Below are 22,103 nucleotides of genomic sequence, written 5' to 3'. Positions count from 1 at the left end.
TACCTGCCTGTGGTTGCTGGAGCGTATCGGCAACCACAACGCCCAGGGCGAGTACTACCTCACCGATGCGGTGGCGCTGGCCAACGAGGCGGGGCTGCTGGTGATTGCCGTGGAGGTGGAGGAAACCGACGTGCTCGGGGTCAATGACCGCGAGCAATTGCAGGTCGCCGAACAGCTGTACCAGCAGCGTCGGCAGCGCAGGATCAAGGAGTGTGCCATGGGTGACTATCAACGGTTGTACATCGGCGGTGAGTGGGTTGTCCCGGTTCAACGCGGTGTTTTCGATACGCTCGATCCGAGTGACGAGTCGGTGCTGGCGCGGGTGGCTTCTGCCACGTTCGAGGACGTCGACCGGGCGGTGGCGGCCGCGCGTTCGGCGTTTGATGAGGGGGACTGGCCACGCTGGTCCGGCGCGCAACGGGCCGAGGTCCTGCGTCGTATCGCCGAGGGCATCCGCCGCCGTCAGGACGAACTGGCCGCCATCGAAGTGCGCGACAACGGCAAGCCATTGCCGGAAGCGTTATGGGACATCGCCGACACCGCCGGTTGTTTCGACTTCTATGCCGGGTTGGCAGAACAATCGGATCAACAGAGCGAACAGTCGATCGATGTGCCGGATGCGCGCTTCACGTCATCGGTGATCAAGGAACCGGTCGGTGTGGTCGCGGCGATCATCCCGTGGAATTTCCCGATGCTGATGGCCTCGTGGAAAGTTGCCCCGGCGCTGGCGGCAGGTTGCACCGTCGTGCTCAAGCCATCGGAGCTGACCCCGTTGACCGCCCTCGAACTGGCGGCTATCGCCGACAGGGCGGGCCTGCCGGCCGGGGTACTGAACGTGATCACGGGCCTTGGACGCGAGGCGGGAGCGCCGTTGGCCAAACACCCGTATGTCGACAAAGTCGCCTTCACCGGCAGCGTACCGACCGGGCGCAAGATCATGCAGGCGGCTGCCAACGATATCAAAAACATCAGCCTGGAACTGGGCGGCAAATCACCCTTCGTGATCTTCGCCGACAGCGATCTTGAAGCCGCCGTGGAGTGGATTCTGTTCGGGATCTTCTGGAATCAGGGCCAGGTCTGTTCAGCCACTTCGCGGGTGCTGGTGGAGCGCGGGTTGTACCCGGCGTTGCTCGAACGCCTGATTGCCGCGACCGAGCAGATTCAGATCGGCCAGGGTTTCGAGGAGGGGGTGAAACTCGGGCCGCTGGTCAGTCAGGGGCAACTGGACAAGGTGCTGGCGGCCATTGCAGCCGGTCAGCAAGAGGGCGCGCGGCTGGTGTCGGGCGGTGGGCGGCCGGGCAATCTGGAAAAGGGTTATTACCTGACGCCGGCGATTTTCGCCGATGTCCCCGAGGACAGTTCGGTATGGCGTGAGGAGATCTTCGGGCCGGTCGTGTGCCTGCGCGCCTTCGACACGGAAGCCGAAGCGATCCGTTTGGCCAATGACTCGCCGTTCGGCCTGGCGGCAGCGGTCATGTCCCGGGATATCCCGCGCTGCGAACGGGTCGCCCGTGGATTTCGCGCCGGCATTGTCTGGGTCAACTGCTCGCAGCCGACCTTCGTCGAAGCGCCGTGGGGTGGCTACAAGCAGAGCGGCATCGGTCGCGAACTGGGTGAGTGGGGCTACAACAATTACCTGGAAACCAAGCAGATCACCCGCTACAACGGCGAGCCCTGGGGGTGGTATCTGAAGTGAAGTGAACGCCGGTTGGCAGGTGCCCCGCGGTGCTCTCGGGTTTATCGCGAGCAAGCTCGCTCCTACAGATGGATTGGCCGCCAACGAAAACACAAACCCTGTAGGAGCGAGCTCGCTCGCGATGGTCGTCAACGATAACGCGGGCTGGCAGGTGCCCCGCGGTGCTCTCGGGTTTATCGCGAGCAAGCTCGCTCCTACAGATGGCATTGGCCGCCAACGAAAACACAAACCCTGTAGGAGCGAGCTCGCTCGCGATGGTCGTCAACGATAACGCTGGCTGGCAGGTGCCCCGCGGCGCTCTCAGGTTTATCGCGAGCAAGCTCGCTCCTACAGATGGATTGGCCGCCAACGAAAACACAAACCCTGTAGGAGCGAGCTCGCTCGCGATGGTCGTCAACGATAACGCGGGCTGGCAGGTGCCCCGCGGTGCTCTCGGGTTTATCGCGAGCAAGCTCGCTCCTACAGATGGATTGGCCGCCAACGAAAACACAAACCCTGTAGGAGCGAGCTCGCTCGCGATGGTCGTCAACGATAACGCGGGCTGGCAGGTACCCCGCGGTGCTCTCGGGTTTATCGCGAGCAAGCTCGCTCCTACAGATGGATTGGCCGCCAACGAAAACACAAACCCTGTAGGAGCGAGCTCGCTCGCGATGGTCGTCAACGATAACGCGGGCTGGCAGGTGCCCCGCGGTGCTCTCGGGTTTATCGCGAGCAGGCTCGCTCCTACAGATGGTATTGGCCGCCGGCGCAACACAAACCCTGTAGGAGCGAGCTCGCTCGCGATGGTCGTCAACGATAACGCGGGGTGGCAGGTGCCCCGCGGTGCTCTCGGGTTTATCGCGAGCAAGCTCGCTCCTACAGATGGATTGGCCGCCAACGAAAACACAAACCCTGTAGGAGCGAGCTCGCTCGCGATGGTCGTCAACGATAACGCGGGGTGGCAGGTGCCCCGCGGTGCTCTCGGGTTTATCGCGAGCAGGCTCGCTCCTACATCCCCACACATGGGTTACTACACCCACCTTTATCACCACATTTGCGTCTCGCCGGGCACACCGGGAAACAGTTTGTTCATTAACATGGACTTTTTCTTCGCCCTGTGGTGATGGCTCATTCGTTGCTTAACCCTCTGGTACCCGCAACAGTTTTCGTCCCGGACATCATGGAGACGGCGGGGCTCGCCTGATTCGGCATGACGCGAGGGGTAAAAAAATGAAGCGAGCGACACCAGCATGCAACCCCATCGCCTTACCGCTCAGGTCAAGTCCGCCCTGTACGATGCTCCTTCCCGGAACACGCCACGGGCTGACAACCTGCTTCCACCCAACGTGCAGTCATCATTCAGTTCGCCACCGACGGGCAGCCCAACCAATTGTTCGCGGGAGCTATTACATGTACGGCGGGAAAGGGAGAATTGGTGATGGCGTCCACGACTAAATCCATTGCTCTAATCACGAAAAGATCGACTCACCTTTACAAGCAGCTCGCTCAGTTGAGTCTGATGTTTATCGCGTTGCTGATGATGCTGGCGTTGTCCGCCGCACTGGCGATGGAGTTGACCCTTTGAGCATTCTGACCTCCCGTCGCCGATGACGGGTCAGGTCTGATGCAAGCGGGTGAGCCAGCCTGTGAATTACCCAGCCTATGGAACTGCAAACCATTTCGGCAATCGAATCCTTTACGGGCGAGACTGGCGTCGTAATGGTTACGCATTCGCATTGAACGCCCTGTATGGTTGTAAAGCCGGGAGGGGTTGCATGGGCAACAACGCGATGGTCAAGTTCTTTGCGGGCTACCTGTTCGTGTGCGCACTGCTGGCATGGGCGGTGACCCAGGCGTCTCCCTGGATTGCCTCGCACCTGCTGCTCAACTGGATTCTCTAGCGCCGCGCCCCTCAATGCCACGCCCGATACTTCAGGCTCCGCGAGGGTGCAAGCCACGGTTTGACCTTCTTCCTCTTCTGCGGTCCTGCCGCGACCTGTTTTCCCTGACGCATTCCAGTGGCAGACGAACGGTCATTTGCATTGCACTGTGACGGTGCGCCTCTATATAGTGGCACAACAATATCACCCCTTGGTCAGCGGAGCTGCATTCACATCGTTGGGCGCTCTGGCTGACGCCTTGCCCAATAGAGAATGTGCATGCCAAACCGCTCTTTACACTTCAAGTTGTTCTGGACGGCCCTGACTGGAACAGTGGTCGTCATGGCGTTGCTCCTGGGTTCCATTGCCTGGATCGCTTATGGCACGTCGATAAAGGAAACCTCTGCGCTGGTCGAGACCGTCGTCAAGGCCAATGCCAAGGAAGTCGAAGTTGAACTGGGGGCCGGCTTTACCGTGGCCGAATCGCTGGCCAGTGTCGCCACGGCGATGCAGCAACAGCACGTCGAGCGCCGGGCCGCCGATGCGATGACGCGCCAGTTGCTCGAGGCCAATCCGAACCTGTTGGGCCTGGGGCAATACTGGGAAGCCAATGCGTTCGACGGCAAGGACAGTGACTTCGTCAACCAGCCGAACCACGATGCCACGGGCCGTTACCTGACGTACTGGAATCGCGCGAACGGCACGGTGAAGTCCGAGCCGCTGAGCGGTTACGCCCCGGAGAATGCCGATAACCAGTACTACTACCGGCCGCTGCACACCCGCCAGTCATGGGCGACCGAACCCTATGTCTACAGCACGGGCAACGGCCAGAAGGTGATGCTGGTATCGATCATGGCGCCACTGTTGCAGGGTGGCAAAGCGCTGGGTGTGGCCGGTGTCGATATTCCGCTGGAAAACATCAACCGGCAGCTGGCGAAAATCGACGCCTATAAAGGCTACGGTGCGCTGGTCTCCAGCGACGGGCTGTACGCCAGCCATCCCGATGCCAAGCGCCTGGCACAACCGGCCGACGATTTGCCCGCTGAAGCCAAAAGCGCCATCAAGGCCGGCCAGCCCTATCATTTCGAGCGCGATGGCTGGGGCTATGTGCTGCAACCGGTGCGTATCGGCAAGGCTCCGAACAGTTGGGCGTTGATGGTGGCCTATCCACTGGCCGAGGCCATGGCCGGCATCAATCACTTCCTCTATACCGCGGTGGTCATCGGCCTGGTGGCGCTGCTGGCGCTGGCCATTGTGCTCTGGCATCTGCTGGCATGGCAGATTCGTCCGCTGTCGGGCCTGACGGTCGGTATCCAGGCCTGGGGCGGCGAACTGGGCCTGCGTTTCGAACAACGCAGCGGCGATGAGACCGGCAAGCTGGCCGGGGCGTTCAACCAGTTCATCCAGCGCCTGGGGGACCTGGTGGGGTCGATCCGCCACAGCAGCGCGACGCTGATGCAGATCTCCACGCACCTGGGCGACACCACCCAGGCGGTGGCCGAGCGCGCCACCTCACAACACACGGCCACCGAGGAAATGGCCAGCGGCGTCACGGCGCTGGCGCACTCGGTGACGGAAATGTCCCAGCAGGCCGAGGACGTGGAACAACTGGCGCGCAATACCGAGATGCTGACCACGCATATCTCCGGGGACATGAGCCAGACCCTCGCCGGTATCACCCACATCGACCAGACCATGGATGTGGTGGCTGACGCCGTGGGCGATCTGGAAAAACGTTCGCAGCAGATCGCCGGCATCATTGCGGTGATCCGCAGCATTGCCGACCAGACCAATTTGTTGGCGCTCAATGCGGCGATTGAAGCGGCGCGGGCAGGGGAGCAGGGTCGAGGGTTTGCGGTGGTGGCCGATGAAGTGCGGCAACTGGCCGAGCGCACCAGCCGTTCGACCGGGGAAATCGGCGAGATGATCGGGGCCATCGGTTCGGACGTGCGCAACACCGTCGCCAACGTGCAGCAGGTCGGTGAGGCGGTGCGTCAGGGTGTCATGCAACTGACCACGTCGGCGCAGGGGGTGGACCAGATCCGCCAGCATGCCCAGGACATTCTGACGCGCATCAGCGAAGTGGCGCGCCAGACCCAGAGCCAGGCCGCGACGGGGGAGCAATTGTCCGTCGCGATCCAGGGTGTGAGTCGCATTTCCGAGCAGAACGATCACGCGATCCGCAGCCTGCTCGATCAGTCGTTGCAACTGCGCGACCAGGCCGGTTCGCTGAACCGGCAACTGACCCAATTCAAGGATTGAGCCAGTTGCCGACGCTAGCGGGTTAGTGGAACGGAAAGATGTAGTTCATCCAGGCAGCCATGCGCAGGAGGATCTTGCGCATCATCGCGATGTGATGGAAATGCTGGCTGTACAACGCCGCCTGGCCGTAGGCACCGCCGGGCATCAGGTCGGCGTACTGGGCATAGTCGGGGTCGGTGATTTCAATGATCACCGGTACCCGGCCGGCCGGTGGTGAACCGGTGAAACCGATCAGCGTGCCCGACGGTTGGATCTGGCCTTCGGCAATGACAGAAATCACGGTTTTGACCTTGCCTTCGAACACCTTCCCGGGAATGCCGTCAAAAGCGACTTCAGCCTCATCGCCCTCGGTCAGGCGCAACAGGCTGTTCTGCCGCATCCACGCCGAGAAGTAATGCCCTTCGGCGGGAATGAACACCATCGACGGGCGCAGCGGCAGCTTGGTCGCCATCATGCCCGGACGCAGCGAAACATGGGTGACGAAGCCTTTGCTTGGCGCACGCACCGTGGTGTTGTCGAGTTCGTACTGCGCGTTGTCCAGTTGTGCCTTCAGGTCGTCACTGCGAGCGACCACGATGTCCAGTTCCCGTTGGGTACCGAAATTACGCTTGATCAGCTCGGTGATCCGGGCACGATCGGCCTGGGCGGCAAGCAGTTGTGCCTTGAGGGATTTCACCCGGTACTCGAAAGGCGCGGGGTCGATGCGAAACAGCACGTCGCCTTTTTCCAGCGGCTGGTTGGTCTTGACCGGCACGTCGATCACCTGGCCACTGACCACGGGAATCACTGGAACCGATACGAAATAGGAACGCGCCACCTCGGAGTAGGGGTGGTTGTAGTTCATCGTGAAAATCATCGCGCCGACAATCACGATTCCGCCCAGCACCGCCGTGGGCACTGTCCATTTGTTCAACGGGATGCGGAAGATCTTGAAGATGGCAACGCAGATTGCCGCATACGTCAGAACGAGTAAAAGATCCATGGATCAAAGGCCCTCGCCGGGATTGTTCGTTGGCAGCCTGCCCTGTGCAGTACCGGTCGCCGCCTCAAGGCGCTCGATCCGGCCTTGCAGTTCGGCGACGTGTTGTTCGAGGTGAACCACATGGCTCTTGGGTGAGTGTCCGTCACTGAACCCCCAGCCCCGGTCCTCCCGATAGGCCATCGCCCAGATCCACAGGAACGGCCAGAGCGCGTGCAGGGTGAACAGGCTGACCCAGCCGGTGGCGTGGATTGCATCCTGGTGGGGGTGGTTGCGGTGGACGGCAATTTCATAGGGGATGTCGTGGAGCAGGATGATCCCGTAGAACAGGACGAGCCCGACAAAGATCAGCAGGCCCAGCGCGAAGTAATCAAGCATGAATCACTCCTCTTGAAGCAGGTGACGTGTGGGCATGAGTGTAGCCGTTCAATCTACACTTGAAGGGGATGCGGATATCCAGCCCGGGCACCCGGTGCCTGGCCGAAGCGTCGACCGGCATCGTGCAGGCAGCCCAAGGGGAGGTGAAATCATGCCAGGCAATGGTCAATTCGAAAGGGCGCCCGTACTTGACCCAGTCGAGCGCATTACCGAGGTGATCTTCGGCCTGCTGATGGCCATGACGTTCACCGGCACCATCAGCGTGGCCACGGCAGACCAGGCCGCCGAACGCACGATGATGCTGGCCGCGCTCGGTTGTAATCTCGCCTGGGGACTGGCCGATGCGGTCATGTACCTGTTGCGCGCACTGGTCGAGCGCACGCGCAGGATCAAGCTGTACCTGGCCCTGCGCAAGGGCGCGGATGCCTCGGCCGGTCGGGCGCTGGTTGCGCAGGTGTTGCCGTTGCAATTTGCGACGGCGGCCGGCAGCGAGGGCCTGGAGCTGCTGCGCCGTCGGCTGCTCGAGCAGCCGCCCTTGCCGATCAGGGCCGGCCTCGGCTGGAACGATTTCAGGGGGGCGTTCGGTGTTTTCCTGTTGGTGGTGTGCTCGACCTTTCCGCTGGTGGTGCCGTTCATACTGCTCGACCAGACGGCACTCGCCATCCGCTTGTCCAACCTGATCGGACTGGTGGTGCTGTTCATCGCGGGCTGGATGCTCGCCAGATACGCTGGCGCCACACAGTGGCAGGGAGGGGTGATCATGGCCGCTACGGGAGGTGTGCTGATCCTTGCGATCATTGCCCTGGGCGGCTGACAACTGGACATAATTCAACACACTAAAGACTCATTCTCATTTACAATTGCCCTTCCATTTACGTTGGGCAGCCCGGTATGGATGTTCTTGCCGCAATCCATCTTTATTTATCCCAGTGGGTGATCGAGCCGGTCACCCGGCAGTTCCTGGGCATTTTCGACTTCAACGGCAGACTCGGTCTATCCTTTCTCTGCATGTCTTACAGCGTCGCTTATTGCCTGTTCCGCTACCGAAAATCCCGGGGTTTGACCGACGCGTGCTCCTTCGTTCAGTTCATCGGCGGCCGCCGGGTTTACCTGCACCGCTCGGCGCTGCTCGACTACCGCTATTACTTCGTGCTCGCCATCCTCAAGGTTGTCCTGGTGCTGCCCATCGTCGGTCTGGTCGATCCGTACGTGCTGCGCTCGGCGGACTACATCGCCTTCTTCACCCGACTGTGGGGCGCGCGCACGCAAGTGGAGGAACACCTGGCGCTGACCCTGCTCTATGGGCTCGGCGTATTCCTGGTCAAGGATTTCAGCCATTACTGGGGCCATCGCGCGTTTCATTCGCGGTACCTGTGGGCCTTCCACAAAGTCCATCATTCGGCGCCCGTGCTGGTGCCGGCGACGGCCAGCCGCGTGCACTTTCTGGAAGAAGTGGTCGAAAAGCTCACGGACATCATCTGTGTCGGCGCCTTTGCCGGTGTCTTCTGGTACGCCTGCGGGGGAGAGATCAGCCGCTACACATTGTTTGGCGTGACCTACATGGTGTTCATCTTCAATAGCCTGGCGGCCAACCTGCGTCACAGCCATGTCTGGTTGTCCTTCGGGCCGGTGCTCGAACGGGTGCTGAGCAGCCCGGCGCAACACCAGATTCATCACAGCGATGCGCCACGACACTTCAACAAGAACTTCGGCATCAACCTGTCACTGTGGGACTGGATGTTCGGCACGCTGTACGTCACCCGGCCCACACCCGAGGTCATCGCCTTCGGCACCGGGGAACAGGATCACGAGCGTTACCTGACGATGAAGGGGTTGATCGTCACGCCTTTTGTGGATGTCGCCCGCAAACTGCTCTGTGCAATACGCCCGAAAGTACAGGCTGGAAACGCATCTGATCCGTATTTTTCAGTGCAATCTGCCTCTGTAACGGATACAGCCGCCAGCCCACAATAAATCTCCGGTACGGCCGCACTCGGCGCCCGCTGTACCGCCAATTCATAGTGTGGGAGGCCGCATGGCCAAGATGACGATTTTTCTCGGCGGTTTTCTGCTGTTGACCATTCTGATCGGTGTGCTGGCGACGATTCCTCCGGCGTGATTACTGCGGCCGGTTTTCGTCGACGGCCAGGCGCAGCTCGCGGTACGCCGCAACCAGTTGCTCAAGGCTGAACGCACGATTTCTGCCGCTGGGGTTAGGCAGGACCCAGACCGCGGCGTTGCCGAAGGTTTTCGCTTGAAGGCCCCAGGCAACCTCGCGCTGACCGGACAGCGCGCAATACGCCGCCTTGCCCAGGAATGCCACGAAACGCGGCGCATGGTGGGCGATTTTCTGTTCGAAGCCCGCTGCGGCGGCGCTGAACTCGTGCAAGGCCAACTGATCGGCGCTGGCCGTCGGCCGCTCGACCACTGCGGTCAATCCGCATAGATAGCGCAAGAGCGTCCGGTCGTTTTCCGGTTGCACCTGCTCAGGCGTAAACCCGGCGAGATGGAGCGTGCGCCAGAAGCGATTGCCGCGCCCGGCAAAGTGGTGCCCTTGGGCGGCGGCAGTCATGCCGGGATTGATGCCGCAAAAGATCACGGCAAGCTCCTCGGCAAGAATATCCTCGAGTCTTTCACTCACCGCAGATCACTCTGATCGCCTGGCGTGCGAGCCTTGTCAGCTCGTCTCGGGATTTACCGGCCCGGGCACGGATCGAAATGCTGTGCAGCAGGGACGAGGCGAGCACGGCAAGGGCGGCCGGGTCGGCATCGCCTTTCAACTCGCCGGCATCTTTCGCCGCTTGCAGGCGAACTTCCAGATCGGCATCCAGCCGGCTCAAGCGGTCGGACAGCACTTCGCGAATCTGCGGGTCCTCGACAGCTTCGGTGGTTGCCGTGCCGATGGCGAAGCAACCGCGGGGTTGGCCATCGCCCGAGAAGTAAATCGATAACTGCCCCTCGTAGAAACGCTGCAAGGCCTCGGCCAGCGGCAGGTTCAGGTCCGTCAGCGCCTCATGCATGGCCGCCGCTGCAAACTCCCAATATTGCTCCAGCGCTTTGATGTAGAGCGCGTGCTTGTCGCCGAATGCCGCATAGAGGCTGGGGCGGTTCATGCCGGCGGCGGTGGCGATGCTGTCCAGGGACGCGCCGGAATAGCCGGTGTTCCAGAACACACCGAGTGCCTGCTGCAACGCGGTCTGCGGGTCGTAGGCCCGAGGGCGGCCGCGGCCTTTGCCCTCTGTCGATTTATTTTGTGCCATGTCGTACAAAATCCTTGTGGGGAGATGGGGCGAGGGATATTCTTACACCATCGCACAAAATTAAGGAATCAGAAATTCCTTGATCCAGGGTTTGTTGTAGCCGGGCTCGAACTGAGTGTTGCGGCGACGAAACCGACGCGCTGGGAGCGATCCTCCCGACCGCGCACGGGCTTGCTTGTTTACAGCATTTATTGACTTGCGGGCCACCGGCGCTTGTTGCCGATGCGGGCCCGATTACCCGGCTAAAGGTGAACTCGATCATGACCAAAGCGTTCGATATCCCGGCTTCACAGACCTTCGGGCAGGCTGGCCCAAACCCGGCCGGCACGCCCACCCGAAAACCCCTGAGACAGACCTTGCGTCCCTGGCTGATGGTGGGTGTTCCCCTCCTGTTCGCGGCGCTGGGCTATGCCCACCATGTGTCTGGCCAGGCCTATGTGTCCACCGACAACGCTTACGCCCGCGTGGCCAAGGCGTCGATCAATGCGCGGATCTCCGGGCAAGTGGTCGAGATTGCCGTCGAGGACAATCAGCCGGTCAGCAAGGGCCAGGTGCTGTTCCGGATCGATCCGAAACCCTTCCAGATCGCCGTCGACCGTGCGCAAGCGCAACTGAGCGTGGCGCGGCTGCGGATCGACGGGCTCAAGGCCAGCTATCGCCAGCAACAGGCGGAACTGCAATCGGCGAAAGCGTCGGCTGACTTCGACCAGAAGGATTTTGCCCGCAAGAAAGCACTGGTCGCGACCGAGTTCGTTTCGAAGTCGATCTACGAACGGGCCGACACCGACGTGAAGGTGGCGCGGCAACGGATCGCGTCCATCGAGCAACAGATCGCCAGCACCGTGGTAGCCCTGAACGGCAATCCGAACATCGAGGCCGATAGCCACCCGACGGTGCGCGAAGCCCAAGCGCAGCTCGACGAGGCGCAGTTATACCTCTCGTACACCACGGTGTATGCGCCGCAGGACGGCATCGTGGCCAAGGTTGACGACCTGCAGGTGGGCAACTACCTGAACAACGGCGCGCCGGCCTTTGCCTTGTTGTCCGGTCACGAGATCTGGATCGAGGCCAACTTCCGCGAGACCGACGTGACCCACATGCGCCCTGGCCAGCAAGCCACCATCCGCATCGATACTTACCCGGATCGCGTGTTCAAGGCCCACGTCACCAGCATGAGCCCGGGGGCCGGGTCGGATTTCGCCCTGCTGCCACCGGAGAACGCGACCGGCAACTGGGTCAAGGTGACGCAGCGGGTGCCGGTACGGCTTGAGCTCGACGAAGTGGACCCGGCGCTGCCGCTGTTCTCCGGAACCAGCGCCACGGTAAAGATCGACACCCGGTTTCGCAGCCCTTGGTGGCATCCGCTCAAGGCGTTGCTGACTGCAGGTAACTTCTGATGAACGCCCAGTCGATAGTAAGCCCCGGCGGGGAGGGCGCGCGCTCGCTCAGGTTCGCTGCTTTGCTGGCGACCTATATGCAGTCGGCCAACCTGCCGTTGCCGAACGCGGCACTCAGGTTGATTCAGGGCAGCCTGTCGATGACCGACGATCAGGCGGGCTGGATTTTCACCTCGTACCTGGCCGCGAGTGCGATCAGCATGCCGCTGGCCCAGTGGCTGGCCGTACGCTTTGGCTTGAAGTGGGTGTATCAGTCGGCGCTGGCGTTGTTTGTCCTGGGCTTGCTGCTCGCCACGGTGGCGACGACGCCGATGGAATTCGTCGGCGCACGCATCGTTCAAGGCATTTCCAGCGGCGTACTGGCGCCGCTGTCGATGGCGATTACCATGGAAACCTTGCCGCCGGAAAAGCGTGCGAAGTTCGGCGTGAGCTGGACCGCCATCGTGCTGTTCGGCATCGTCAGCGGCCCGAGTATCGGTGGCTGGATCGCCGAACATTTCGGCTGGCGCCCGATGTTCTACCTCAGCGTGCCACTGTCGCTGTTTATCTTCCTGGTGGCGGCGCTGTTGTTGACCGAGAAGAAAGCCGAAAAACCTCCGGCGTTCGATTTCTTCGGTTTCGGCACCTTCACCCTCGGCCTGATCAGCCTGCAGATGCTGCTCGACCGGGGTGAACGCCTAGACTGGTTCGCCTCGCCCGAGATCTGGCTCGAAGCCGTGGCGTCGGCGCTGGGGTTCTACCTGTTCGTGGTGCACGTGCTGACCTCGAACGTGCACTTCCTCAACAAGCGCCTGCTCAAGGACCGCAACTTCGTGTTGTCGACGGTGATCTTTTTCGCCCTCGGTTTCGTGCTGTTGTCGACCATGGCCCTGACCTCGCCGATGCTCGACGAGATTCTCGGCTACCCGCCGGACACCACGGGCGCCTTGACGATCCCGCGTGGCATGGGCCTGGTCGGCGCCTTCCTGCTGATGGGGCGGCTGCCCGCGCGCTTCGACCGTCGCCTCTTCGTCGCGGCCGGTATCGCCATCGTGATCTATGCCAATTGGCTGATGCTCGGCTATTCGCCGCTGATGGACGAGTGGCCCGTGGCGGTCGCCGGCGCGATCCAGGGCGCGGGCCTGGGCATCCTGATGCCGGCGGTGAGCAACGTCGCGTTCAGTACCCTCGACCCCGCGCTGCGCGCCGAGGGCACCGGCCTGTTCAATCTGGCCCGGGTCTACGGCAGCACGCTGGGGGTGGCGATCGTGCAGCTGTTTTTCTTCAACAACACCCAGGCCATGCACATGGCGCTGGTCAGCAACCTCACGCCGTACCGCGTCGCCACGCAATCGCTGGCCTCGGCGCCGTTGCAGGTGCTGGAGGGGCTCAACGAAATGATCACCGGCCAGGCCGCGTTCATCGCCGTGGTCGACCAGTTCAAGGTCCTGATGGTGGTGATGCTGGTGGTGAGCCCGCTGGTGTTGTTTCTTCGCAAGCCTGTTGCGGCCAATTAGTTTTCGTGGAGTTCGCCAAATGAAATCCTGTGCGCTGGTCATCACCCGATACTTGCTGCAAACGAAGATCGCGGCGTTGTCGCTGCTTTTCTTGCTGACGGCCTGCACCGTTGGCCCCGACTATCAAACACCGCCGGCGAGTACATCGCAGCACTATGACCCACAGGCCGAGCATCGTCTTGCCCAGGGTGCCGATCCACGCATCGACTTCGGCAAGAAGGTCAGTGGCGATTGGTGGTCTGCCTTTCGCTCGCGCAAACTCGACCAGGTGGTGCGTCGTGCCATCGACGGCAACCTGGACCTGGTGGCCGCCGACGCAACGATCCGCCAGGCCGCTTCGTCTGTCGCGGCGGCGCAGGGTGCGCTGTATCCGCAGGTCGATTTCGCTGCCGTGGCCGGTCGTCAGCGGCTGCACAACGCCAGGGAGCCCTCGATCTCCAACTTCTATGCGATTGGCCCGCGGGTGGGGTTCGACCTTGATGTGTTCGGCGGCAACCAGCGTCTGGTTGAGCAGCAGCAGGCGTTTGCCGAACTGCAAAAACACCGCTACGAAGCGGCGTACCTGACATTGACCGGCAACGTTGCCAGCCAGGCCCTGCTGCTGGCCTCGGCCAACGCGCAGAGGCAAGCCGTGGAAAAACTGCTCGCCAACGATGCGAAAAACCTGGAGCTGGTGCGCATGGCGCACCTCAACGGCAGCACCACGCAGATCGATGTGTCGCTGGCCGAGACCCGGCTCGCCCAGGATCGCACGCTGTTGCCGCCCCTCGCTCAGCAGCGCGATGCGGCCCGCCATGCACTGTCGATCCTGACGGGGAAGGGGCCGGCGGACTGGATCGCTCCCGACTTCGACTTGAGCGAGTTCGCCCTGCCGTCGAACCTGCCGGTCAGCCTGCCTTCGGAAATGGCCCACGACCGCCCGGATGTGCTGCAGGCCGAGGCGCAACTGCACATGGCCAGCGCGGCGGTGGGCGTGGCGACGGCGAACCGCTATCCCCACGTCACGTTGTCGGCGTCCCTGGCGCAGGCGGCTTCGGGCAATGGCGGCGCGGCACTCTGGGGTTTCGCTGCCGGGCTGGCCGGGCCGATCTTCGATGGCGGCACGCTCAAGGCTGAACAACAGGCTGCAGTTGACGGCTACAAGGCGACGCTCGCCGGATACCAACAGACGGTCATCAACTCGTTCGGCCAGGTCGCCGACACCTTGCAGGCGATCAATCACCATGCCGAGGAACACCTGGCCCAGACCGACGCCTTGCGCGCGGCCGAAAACAGTCTGCGGTTGAACCAGCAGGCCTTCGCGCAAGGCGAGAACAGCATCCTCCAGGTCCTGGAAGCGGAGCGTGCCTATGAGCAGGCACTGCTGGGACAGATCCGCGTGAATACCGCGCAGTACCTCGACACCGTGCAGCTGTTTGTTGCCCTGGGCGGTAACGCTGTCGGCACCTTCGAGCAACGCGTTGCCTCTGGCGACGGGCAGACACCTTCGTATCAATAATGGCTGCGGCCTGGAGTAGACACATGACCTATGAAGCCTTTCACGATGGACTGCGCGATACCCGGTTTGCGCTCAACCATGGGGCGGTCGAGATGCCGGCGGTTGGATTCGGGACCTTGTTCCGCGATCTCGCCACGACCACTGATGCGGTGAAGGAAGCGCTGGCCGCCGGTTTCCGCCATTTCGATTGCGCCGAGCGTTATCGCAACGAAGCCCAGGTCGGTGTGGCGCTGACGCAGGTGCTGGCCGCCGGTAAAGTCCGCCGCGAAGACCTGTTCATCACCACCAAGCTGTGGAACACCAACCACCGTCCCGAGCGCGTCGAGCCCGCGTTCGCGGCCAGTTGCCAACGCCTGCAAGTGGACTACATCGACTGCTACCTGATCCACACGCCGTTTGCCTTTCAACCCGGCGACAACCAGGACCCGAGGGACGCGCTGGGCAACGTGATCTACGACACCGGCGTGACGCTGATCGAAACCTGGCGGGCGCTCGAGCGCCTGGTGGATGAGGGGCGGGCGAGGTCCATCGGGGTGTCGGATATCACGCTGGACGCGCTGAAGGCGCTGGTCGCCGTCGCCCGGATCAAACCCGCTGTGGTGCAGGTCGAGTCCCACCCTTATTTGCCGGAGTGGGAACTGCTTGAGTTCTGCAAGGCGCACGGGATTATCGTGCTGGCGTTTGCGCCATTGGGGCATGGCATGCAGCCCAATGTGCTGGCAGACCCGGTGCTCACCGCCATCGCCCGGCGTCTGCAGAAAACCCCGGCCCAGGTCGCGCTGGCTTGGTCGGTGCAACGCGGGGTGGCGTTCCTGACCACCTCGGCAACGCCGAGCCATATCCGGGAAAACATCGATATCTCGACTTTGCCGCTCAGGGCCATGATCGAGATTCAACAAGACATCACAACCCGTATACGCTTCAACTCGGTGGTTGAAACCGGTGTTCCCGGATTCATTGCGCGCAAGCCGTAGTGCCTGAGATCAGGGCGGTGCGTCACGGGACCGTCCTGTCTGCCTATCCCTGGAGGTGAAACCGATGGATGTTTTTCAGACCCTGCGCTGTTTCGCGGCGGTGGCCCAAAGCGGCAGCTTCACCGCGGCGGCCGCGATGCTGGACACCACCACGACCAACGTATCAAAAGCCGTTTCCAGCCTCGAGGCCAGGCTGCAGACGCGCTTGATCAACCGCACCACCCGGCGCCTGGCATTGACCGAAGCCGGTGTGCGCTATTTGCAGCGCTGCGAGCGGATACTGGAGGACCTGCGTGAGGCCGATGCAGAGGCGGGCACGGCCCAGGTCATGCCCGCAGGCCGACTGAAAATCCACGCCATGTCGGCCATCGGCAACCACTACGTGATCGGCGCCATCGCCCGCTACCGGCAAACCTGGCCTTCGGTGTTGTTTGACCTGACCGTGACCAATCGCCTGCCGGACTTGCTCGAAGAGGGCTACGACATGTCGATCGTGCTGGCGCGGGACCTGCCCGATTCCGGCTTTGTCGCCCAGCGGCTGGGCATCACCTACAGCATTCTCTGCGCCTCGCCCGAGTACCTGAGCCAGCGCGGGACTCCCGAGTCGCCGGGTGAACTCGCCGGCCATGATTGCCTGCGAATCGTCAACACGGTCATGCCGGCCGAGAACTGGGTATTTGAAGGCCCGCAGGGGACAGAGACATTCAGCACGCCGGTGTCGCCCTTTCACGTCAACACGGCTGACGCCATGACCTTCGCGATCAAGAACGGGATGGGGATTGGCATTCAACCGATTGCTTCGGCCGTCGAGGGCCTGCGGGCGGGGACGTTGGTGCGCGTATTGCCGGCATATCGGCTTGAAGAGTTGAACCTGTTTGCGATCTACCCGTCACGCAAGTTTGTGGATGCAAAAATAAAAACCTGGGTGGAATTTCTCAAGCATTCCATTCCCGGTGTGCTGGCGTCTGATGAAAAAATTGTCGGTGCGTCGGTGTAGCTGGCGCTGTACCCATGGAGTGTCGACCCTCCATCGTCCATACAGTGCTCACCCGTTCGAGCAGCCGGTGCCCATCACTTGATATTCGACGGTACGGCGTTGACCCCGGGAATCTTCATAGGTCATGCGCGCCGGGACCGGTCCGCATTCGTTGGCGATTTCCGATACTTCGATGACGCGTTTGATATCAAGCCGGGTGCCGTAGGTGTAGGTTTCCACGGGCGGTTGGCTGGCGGCGGCAGTCGCGTGGTTGTCGTCTGCCAAGGCCTGGGTGCCGGCGCTGCCCAGCGCAAGCAAGAGTGCGATGTTCAACAGTTTCATGATCTTTACCTCGTGGTTAAAGCGTTATCCCGGGGATTATTCACTTGGGTGGAGTCGATGTTAGGCGTTTGGCAGGGGCGCAAAAATCGGTCGGCGGGATAAACACTGTTGCCGGATTGATCATGAATCGAGGGGGCTTTCGGCGTGGACACAGCCCCCTGTAGGAGCTGGCTTGCCAGCGATGGTCGTTAACGATAACGCGTGTGAACTGGATGAACGCGGCGTACTGGAGTCCATCGCCAGCAAGCTGGCTCCTACAGTTTCAGCGTGGGCGTGGTCCTTTGTGGGAGCTGGCTTGCCAGCGATGGTCGTTAACGATACCGCGGGTGAACTGGATAAACGCGGCGCACTTGAATCCATCGCCAGCAAGCTGGCTCCTACAGTTTCAGCGTGGGCGTGGTCCTTTGTGGGAGCTGGCTTGCCAGCGATGGTCGTTAACGATAACGCGGGTGAACTGGATAAACGCGGCGTACTTGAGTCCATCGCCAGCAGGCTGGCTCCTACAGTTTCAGCGTGGGCGCGGTCCCTTGTGGGAGCTGGCTTGCCAGCGATGGTCGTTAACGATACCGCGTGTGGACTGGATGAGCGCGGCGTACTTGAGTCCATCGCCAGCAGGCTGGCTCCTACAGTTTCAGCGTGGGCGTGGTCCTTTGTGGGAGCTGGCTTGCCAGCGATGGTCGTTAACGATACCGCGTGTGGACTGGATGAGCGCGGCGTACTTGAGTCCATCGCCAGCAAGCTGGCTCCTACAGGTTCAGCGTGGGCGCGGTCCTTTGTGGGAGCTGGCTTGCCAGCGATGGTCGTTAACGATACCGCGTGTGGACTGGATGAGCGCGGCGTACTTGAGTCCATCGCCAGCAGGCTGGCTCCTACAGTTTCAGCGTGGGCGTGGTCCCTTGTGGGAGCTGGCTTGCCAGCGATGGTCGTTAACGATACCGCGTGTGGACTGGATGAGCGCGGCGTACTTGAGTCCATCGCCAGCAGGCTGGCTCCTACAGGTTCAGCGTGGACGCGGTCTTCTGTAGGAGCTGGCTTGCCAGCGATGGTCGTTAACGATTACGCGTGTGATCTGGATAAACGCGGAGCACTGAAGTCCATCGCCAGCAAGCTGGCTCCTACAGTTTCAGTGTGGGCGCGGTCCCTTGTAGGAGCTGGCTTGCCAGCGATGGTCGTTAACGATACCGCGTGTGAGCTGGATGAACGCGGCGCACTGGAGTCCATCGCCAGCAAGCTGGCTCCTACAGTTTCCCGGGGATTGCGTGAAGGGGTTGGGCGGGAGGGAGCGTCGGTCTCAAGACTTCTCCCCCGAGGCACATCAGGAACTCTGCCGATCAATATCGCGCCGCAGCACGACGGCGGTGGTGATGTCTTCAACGTAATCGTGACTGGCGACGGCATCTCTGACCCGGTTCAGGTCATCGATGGTTCGCGATTCGATCTCGATGACCAGGTCGAGTTGGCCACTGACCGAGGACACGCGACGGACCTGCGAGTTTTGTGCAAGTAGATCGAGCAGGCCCATTGCAGGCGTGCGCTTGAGGCAGACCAGCAGGATTGCGCGAATCACGTTGGCGTCGATTTCACCAATATCCGCCCGGTAGCCTCGGATCACGCCATTGCGTTCAAGGTTGATGACCCGCTCGCTGGTAGCACTTCTGGATAGCCCGATTCTCGCTGCCAGGGCCTTCAGGGCGATTCGAGCTTCTTTGGAAAGAATTTCGAGTATTTCGCGATCTTTCGTGTCCAGGTCGCGCATCAGAACTCCCTAATTTTGCTGCCGAAATTGTGCCGGTCTATTCCGGCAATATGCAGGCTGAAGCCGACCGTATACCTACTGCCGTCCAGGGCTTTGCGTGCCAAGCTATCTGAAAAAAATGGCTTGGAAAACAATTACCATGACAAATCTTTCCCATCCTGCCCCCCAGTTCTCGACCGGGGATGCCGAAAAACTGAGTGAGCAGCTTTTCAATGTAATTGGCACGGCCACGCCTCTGGATGGCGAGCGCGATCGTAACTACCGGTTGAATACAGGAACCGATGCAGGATGGATTCTGAAAGTCGTCAATTCGACTGAACCGCGCGTTGAAAGCGAGTTTCAGACGGCCATTCTCAGCCATCTCGCCACTCACAATCCCGAGCTTACCGTGCCTTTTCTGAAGAAAAGCCTTGCCGGTGAATACCTCGCCACTGCGGTAGCGCTCTCGGGCGAAACCCATGCGGTGCGCCTGGTGAGCTGGTTGCACGGAACGCCGCTGGCCGAGGTCAAGCGTACCTTCGAATTGATGCGCAGCCTAGGCCAGTCGTTCGGTGAGATCGACCGTGCACTTCAGGGCTTCATCCATCCGGGCGCGGTACGTGATATCGACTGGGATTTGCGTCACGCCGCACGTTCGCGATCGCGCCTGCACTTCGTCAAGGATCCTGGCAGAAGGGCCATTCTGGAACGCTTCATTGAAAGCTTCGAACAAAACGTCCAACCGAAGCTTTCGCGCCTGCGTGCTCAAGTCATTCACAATGACGGCAATGACTGGAACATCCTCGTCGACTCGCACAACCATCAGAACGTCTCGGGCGTCATCGATTTTGGCGATGCGGTCCATACGATCCTGATTGCCGAAGTCGCCATTACCTGCGCCTATTCCATTCTCGACATGGAAGACCCGATCGGCGCGGCTGCCGCCCTCACTGCCGGTTTCCACGAGAAGTACCCTCTGCAGCCGGAGGAGATTGACGTCCTCTTCAATCTCATTGCGATGCGCCTGGTCACCAGCGTCACCCTGTCGGCATCGCGATGCGACCAGACCCAAGACAATCCCTACCTTGGCATCAGCGAAGCGCCGGCCTGGCGCCTTCTGGAGCGGATGGATCGCATGAACCCGAGACTGGCGACGGCGATCCTGCGCAAAGCCTGTGGTTTTGACGCGGTCGAAGGCGCGGGTGCGGTTCGCCGCTGGGTGGCCGAAAACAGCAAGTCCTTCGCCGATATCGTGCGTCCATCGGCGGCAACCATGAACAAGGTGATTGCCCCGTTCGGAGATGCTTCGCATGTGATGACCATCGCTTCGGCCGAGCAGCGCCCAGCGCAGGCAACGAAGTGGTGGAATGATTTCTCTGCCGAGCACAAGGTGCCGCTCGGCATCGGGCCATGGGGTGAGGAAAGAACCATCTACACCGACACGGCGTTTGAGTCGCGATTCATTGAAGGGCAGCGTCGGATCATTCACGTCGGTGTCGACTTGATCATGCCCGCTGGAACGCCTCTCTATACGCCTGTTGCCGGTGTGGTGCAGAGCGTCGAGGTCGAGCATGAGCCGTTGGGTTATGGCGGCTTGATCATGCTCAAGCACTCGCCTGAAGGTTGCCCGCCATTCCTGACGCTGTGGGGGCACATGGCTCATGAAGCCCTGGCGCGGCTCAAGCCCGGTGACCGCCTGGAGGCTGGCGCGCTGGTGGGGTACATGGGGGCGGATACGGAAAATGGCGGGTGGATTCCCCATGTGCATTTTCAGATGTCCACTGACACCGGGTTGAAAGCGGGCGAGTTCATCGGCGTGGGTGAGCGGGCCTATCTTGAGGTCTGGGCGGACCTGTTCCCCGATGCATCGATTCTCGCGGGGATTCCTGCGGAAACCTACAGCCAGGACGGACGCACCAAGGCAGAGCTTGTGGCCAGGCGCAAGGAGCTGTTGCTGCCAAACCTGTCGATCTCCTATTCGGACCCGATCAAGTTCGTTCGCGGTGACGGGGTCTGGTTGATCGATAACTTTGGCAGGGCGTATCTGGACTGCTTCAATAACGTCTGCCATCTCGGCCACTCTCATCCGGACGTGGTGCAGGCGCTTTCCCGCCAGGCCTCACGCCTGAACACCAACACGCGCTACCTGCACGACAATATCGTCGAGTATGCAGAGCGGCTCACCGCCACTTTGCCTGAAGGTCTGACGGTGGCTTCCTTCGGTTGTTCAGGAAGTGAAGCAAACAGCCTCATGCTGCGTATGGCGCGCAATCACACCGGGCGTAACGATGCGATCGTGCTGGATTGGGCTTACCACGGCACGACACAGGAACTGATCGACCTGAGCCCCTACAAGTACAAGCGCAGAGCCGGTAAAGGGCGTGCAGACCATGTGTTTGAAGCAGCCGTCCCGGATGCCTACCGTGGCATGGATCACTGGGCGTTCGAGGAACTTGGCAAGCGTTACGCCGAGAGCGTGGCGGATCAGATCGAGCTCATGCGCAAGCAGGGCAGAGCGCCGGCGTTCTTCTTGGCGGAGTCCATTCCAAGTGTCGCCGGGCAACTGTTCTTCCCGGAAAACTACTTGAAAGAAGTCTATGCAATGGTGCGTGCGGAGGGTGGTCTTTGCCTGGCTGACGAAGTCCAGGTCGGCTTTGGTCGTGTAGGCAGCCACTGGTGGGCTTTTGAAACCCAGGGTGTGGTTCCCGATGCAGTGTCCATGGGAAAACCCATTGGCAACGGCCATCCCATGTCGGCGGTGGTGACCACGCGGGAAATTGCCGACAGCTTCAACAACGGCATGGAGTACTTCAATACCTTTGCCGGTAGTCCGGTTTCATGTGCTGTAGGCCTCTCGGTGCTCGATGTGATTGAGCGCGATAACCTGAAACTCAATGCACTGACCATTGGCAACTATCTGCTCGACGGCTTCCGTAAATTGCAGCAGCGCTACGATGCAATAGGCGATGTGCGCGGGCAGGGTCTTTTTCTTGGGATAGAACTTGTCACGGATCGCAAGACCAAAGTGCCGGCCACGCAGTTGGCCAAACAAGTAGCCGATGGTGCCAGGGAGCGCGGCATTTTGATCGGTACTGAAGGCCCCCATGACAATGTCCTGAAGATGCGCCCATCGATGATTTTCAGTCAGGCAAATGCTGACTTTCTGCTTGAGGTCCTGGACGAAAGTTTCAAGGCCGCACTCCGCTGACCCGGCTGGCCCGACATAGTGTCGGCCAACTCCGGCAATGTGT

19 protein-coding genes and 1 pseudogene are annotated in these 22,103 nt (G+C 61.2%); 14 read left to right on the top strand and 6 right to left on the bottom strand.

The features are described from left to right. Positions 1-217: 217 nt before the first annotated feature. The 6 genes and pseudogenes from AB7M25_RS18555 (at position 218) to AB7M25_RS18530 (ending at position 5,817) form a co-directional block, all read left to right on the top strand. Complete coding sequence (locus AB7M25_RS18555; protein WP_429387895.1) at positions 218-1,696, top strand: aldehyde dehydrogenase family protein; 1,479 nt, start codon at positions 218-220, stop codon at positions 1,694-1,696. 254 nt (positions 1,697-1,950) lie between these two features. After that, positions 1,951-2,799 carry a hypothetical protein gene (locus tag AB7M25_RS18550; RefSeq protein ID WP_454237805.1) on the top strand — a complete coding sequence of 283 codons (849 nt, stop codon included), beginning with the start codon at positions 1,951-1,953 and terminating at the stop codon, positions 2,797-2,799. A 314-nt stretch (positions 2,800-3,113) separates the two neighbouring features. Next, on the top strand, positions 3,114-3,260 hold the full coding sequence (locus tag AB7M25_RS18545) for a hypothetical protein (RefSeq protein ID WP_429387790.1): 147 nt from the start codon (positions 3,114-3,116) through the stop codon (positions 3,258-3,260). A 190-nt stretch (positions 3,261-3,450) separates the two neighbouring features. Beyond that, positions 3,451-3,576, top strand: coding sequence for a hypothetical protein (locus tag AB7M25_RS18540; RefSeq protein ID WP_429387789.1), 126 nt, complete (start codon positions 3,451-3,453; stop codon positions 3,574-3,576). A 252-nt stretch (positions 3,577-3,828) separates the two neighbouring features. Next, positions 3,829-4,956 (top strand): annotated as a pseudogene (locus AB7M25_RS18535) (PDC sensor domain-containing protein); the annotation flags it as partial. Positions 4,957-5,010: 54 nt separating this feature from the next. After that, a complete protein-coding gene (locus tag AB7M25_RS18530) occupies positions 5,011-5,817 on the top strand; it encodes a methyl-accepting chemotaxis protein (RefSeq protein WP_429387893.1) in 807 nt (268 codons plus the stop codon). Positions 5,818-5,839: 22 nt separating this feature from the next. Here AB7M25_RS18530 and AB7M25_RS18525 read toward each other — a convergent pair whose 3' ends face one another. Beyond that, positions 5,840-6,799 (bottom strand): HlyD family secretion protein, encoded by a 960-nt coding sequence (locus AB7M25_RS18525; RefSeq protein WP_429387787.1) that lies wholly within the window; start codon positions 6,797-6,799, stop codon positions 5,840-5,842. 3 nt (positions 6,800-6,802) lie between these two features. Continuing rightward, positions 6,803-7,174: a DUF3302 domain-containing protein gene (locus AB7M25_RS18520; RefSeq protein WP_454237804.1), complete on the bottom strand. Its 372-nt coding sequence runs from the start codon at positions 7,172-7,174 to the stop codon at positions 6,803-6,805. A 151-nt stretch (positions 7,175-7,325) separates the two neighbouring features. Between AB7M25_RS18520 and AB7M25_RS18515 the strand changes: the two genes are divergently transcribed. Both AB7M25_RS18515 and AB7M25_RS18510 read left to right on the top strand, forming a co-directional pair. Continuing rightward, positions 7,326-7,988: a hypothetical protein gene (locus AB7M25_RS18515; RefSeq protein WP_454237803.1), complete on the top strand. Its 663-nt coding sequence runs from the start codon at positions 7,326-7,328 to the stop codon at positions 7,986-7,988. A gap of 77 nt (positions 7,989-8,065) precedes the next feature. Further along, on the top strand, positions 8,066-9,148 hold the full coding sequence (locus tag AB7M25_RS18510; RefSeq protein ID WP_429519231.1) for a sterol desaturase family protein: 1,083 nt from the start codon (positions 8,066-8,068) through the stop codon (positions 9,146-9,148). A 145-nt stretch (positions 9,149-9,293) separates the two neighbouring features. Here the strand turns inward: AB7M25_RS18510 and mug are convergent, their stop codons facing one another. Both mug and AB7M25_RS18500 read right to left on the bottom strand, forming a co-directional pair. After that, positions 9,294-9,815 carry a G/U mismatch-specific DNA glycosylase gene (mug, locus tag AB7M25_RS18505; RefSeq protein ID WP_429561722.1) on the bottom strand — a complete coding sequence of 174 codons (522 nt, stop codon included), beginning with the start codon at positions 9,813-9,815 and terminating at the stop codon, positions 9,294-9,296. Further along, positions 9,808-10,434, bottom strand: coding sequence for a TetR/AcrR family transcriptional regulator (locus AB7M25_RS18500; protein WP_454237802.1), 627 nt, complete (start codon positions 10,432-10,434; stop codon positions 9,808-9,810). Before AB7M25_RS18500 ends, mug begins: the two co-directional genes overlap by 8 nt. Positions 10,435-10,694: 260 nt before the next feature. On the opposite strand from AB7M25_RS18500, the gene AB7M25_RS18495 reads away from it, so the two are divergent. The 5 genes from AB7M25_RS18495 (at position 10,695) to AB7M25_RS18475 (ending at position 16,796) form a co-directional block, all read left to right on the top strand. Then, complete coding sequence (locus AB7M25_RS18495) at positions 10,695-11,831, top strand: HlyD family secretion protein (protein ID WP_429561724.1); 1,137 nt, start codon at positions 10,695-10,697, stop codon at positions 11,829-11,831. Beyond that, positions 11,831-13,327 carry a DHA2 family efflux MFS transporter permease subunit gene (locus tag AB7M25_RS18490; protein WP_454237801.1) on the top strand — a complete coding sequence of 499 codons (1,497 nt, stop codon included), beginning with the start codon at positions 11,831-11,833 and terminating at the stop codon, positions 13,325-13,327. Before AB7M25_RS18495 ends, AB7M25_RS18490 begins: the two co-directional genes overlap by 1 nt. A gap of 19 nt (positions 13,328-13,346) precedes the next feature. Further along, the gene (locus tag AB7M25_RS18485; RefSeq protein ID WP_454237800.1) at positions 13,347-14,825 is read left to right on the top strand and encodes an efflux transporter outer membrane subunit; all 1,479 of its coding nucleotides are present in this window, start codon (positions 13,347-13,349) and stop codon (positions 14,823-14,825) included. Between the two features lie 23 nt (positions 14,826-14,848). Then, positions 14,849-15,799 carry an aldo/keto reductase gene (locus tag AB7M25_RS18480; protein ID WP_429387770.1) on the top strand — a complete coding sequence of 317 codons (951 nt, stop codon included), beginning with the start codon at positions 14,849-14,851 and terminating at the stop codon, positions 15,797-15,799. A 64-nt stretch (positions 15,800-15,863) separates the two neighbouring features. After that, positions 15,864-16,796 (top strand): LysR family transcriptional regulator, encoded by a 933-nt coding sequence (locus AB7M25_RS18475; protein WP_429387769.1) that lies wholly within the window; start codon positions 15,864-15,866, stop codon positions 16,794-16,796. Between the two features lie 48 nt (positions 16,797-16,844). Here AB7M25_RS18475 and AB7M25_RS18470 read toward each other — a convergent pair whose 3' ends face one another. Next, positions 16,845-17,117, bottom strand: coding sequence for a DUF2790 domain-containing protein (locus tag AB7M25_RS18470; protein WP_429387766.1), 273 nt, complete (start codon positions 17,115-17,117; stop codon positions 16,845-16,847). 1,315 nt (positions 17,118-18,432) lie between these two features. Then, positions 18,433-18,873 carry an Lrp/AsnC family transcriptional regulator gene (locus tag AB7M25_RS18465; protein ID WP_007975212.1) on the bottom strand — a complete coding sequence of 147 codons (441 nt, stop codon included), beginning with the start codon at positions 18,871-18,873 and terminating at the stop codon, positions 18,433-18,435. Between the two features lie 139 nt (positions 18,874-19,012). On the opposite strand from AB7M25_RS18465, the gene AB7M25_RS18460 reads away from it, so the two are divergent. Beyond that, entirely contained in the window at positions 19,013-22,060 is a 3,048-nt protein-coding gene (locus AB7M25_RS18460; RefSeq protein ID WP_454238366.1) for an aminotransferase class III-fold pyridoxal phosphate-dependent enzyme, read from the top strand. Positions 22,061-22,103: the final 43 nt, after the last annotated feature.

This window comes from Pseudomonas sp. AP3_22 TE3818 (genome assembly GCF_053628995.1).
This window is presented reverse-complemented; position numbering and strand designations above follow the sequence as displayed.

What these genes read in the sequence shown, in the direction of transcription:
- AB7M25_RS18465 (WP_007975212.1), bottom strand. Translation starts at nt 18,873, where the DNA reads ATGCGCGACCTGGACACGAAAGATCGCGAAATACTCGAAATTCTTTCC.
- AB7M25_RS18520 (WP_454237804.1), bottom strand. Translation starts at nt 7,174, where the DNA reads ATGCTTGATTACTTCGCGCTGGGCCTGCTGATCTTTGTCGGGCTCGTC.
- AB7M25_RS18500 (WP_454237802.1), bottom strand. Translation starts at nt 10,434, where the DNA reads ATGGCACAAAATAAATCGACAGAGGGCAAAGGCCGCGGCCGCCCTCGG.
- AB7M25_RS18555 (WP_429387895.1), top strand. Translation starts at nt 218, where the DNA reads ATGGGTGACTATCAACGGTTGTACATCGGCGGTGAGTGGGTTGTCCCG.
- AB7M25_RS18525 (WP_429387787.1), bottom strand. Translation starts at nt 6,799, where the DNA reads ATGGATCTTTTACTCGTTCTGACGTATGCGGCAATCTGCGTTGCCATC.
- AB7M25_RS18495 (WP_429561724.1), top strand. Translation starts at nt 10,695, where the DNA reads ATGACCAAAGCGTTCGATATCCCGGCTTCACAGACCTTCGGGCAGGCT.
- AB7M25_RS18510 (WP_429519231.1), top strand. Translation starts at nt 8,066, where the DNA reads ATGGATGTTCTTGCCGCAATCCATCTTTATTTATCCCAGTGGGTGATC.
- AB7M25_RS18515 (WP_454237803.1), top strand. Translation starts at nt 7,326, where the DNA reads ATGCCAGGCAATGGTCAATTCGAAAGGGCGCCCGTACTTGACCCAGTC.
- AB7M25_RS18545 (WP_429387790.1), top strand. Translation starts at nt 3,114, where the DNA reads ATGGCGTCCACGACTAAATCCATTGCTCTAATCACGAAAAGATCGACT.
- AB7M25_RS18470 (WP_429387766.1), bottom strand. Translation starts at nt 17,117, where the DNA reads ATGAAACTGTTGAACATCGCACTCTTGCTTGCGCTGGGCAGCGCCGGC.
- AB7M25_RS18475 (WP_429387769.1), top strand. Translation starts at nt 15,864, where the DNA reads ATGGATGTTTTTCAGACCCTGCGCTGTTTCGCGGCGGTGGCCCAAAGC.
- AB7M25_RS18540 (WP_429387789.1), top strand. Translation starts at nt 3,451, where the DNA reads ATGGGCAACAACGCGATGGTCAAGTTCTTTGCGGGCTACCTGTTCGTG.
- AB7M25_RS18480 (WP_429387770.1), top strand. Translation starts at nt 14,849, where the DNA reads ATGACCTATGAAGCCTTTCACGATGGACTGCGCGATACCCGGTTTGCG.
- AB7M25_RS18490 (WP_454237801.1), top strand. Translation starts at nt 11,831, where the DNA reads ATGAACGCCCAGTCGATAGTAAGCCCCGGCGGGGAGGGCGCGCGCTCG.
- AB7M25_RS18485 (WP_454237800.1), top strand. Translation starts at nt 13,347, where the DNA reads ATGAAATCCTGTGCGCTGGTCATCACCCGATACTTGCTGCAAACGAAG.
- AB7M25_RS18530 (WP_429387893.1), top strand. Translation starts at nt 5,011, where the DNA reads ATGCAGATCTCCACGCACCTGGGCGACACCACCCAGGCGGTGGCCGAG.
- AB7M25_RS18550 (WP_454237805.1), top strand. Translation starts at nt 1,951, where the DNA reads ATGGTCGTCAACGATAACGCTGGCTGGCAGGTGCCCCGCGGCGCTCTC.
- AB7M25_RS18460 (WP_454238366.1), top strand. Translation starts at nt 19,013, where the DNA reads ATGACAAATCTTTCCCATCCTGCCCCCCAGTTCTCGACCGGGGATGCC.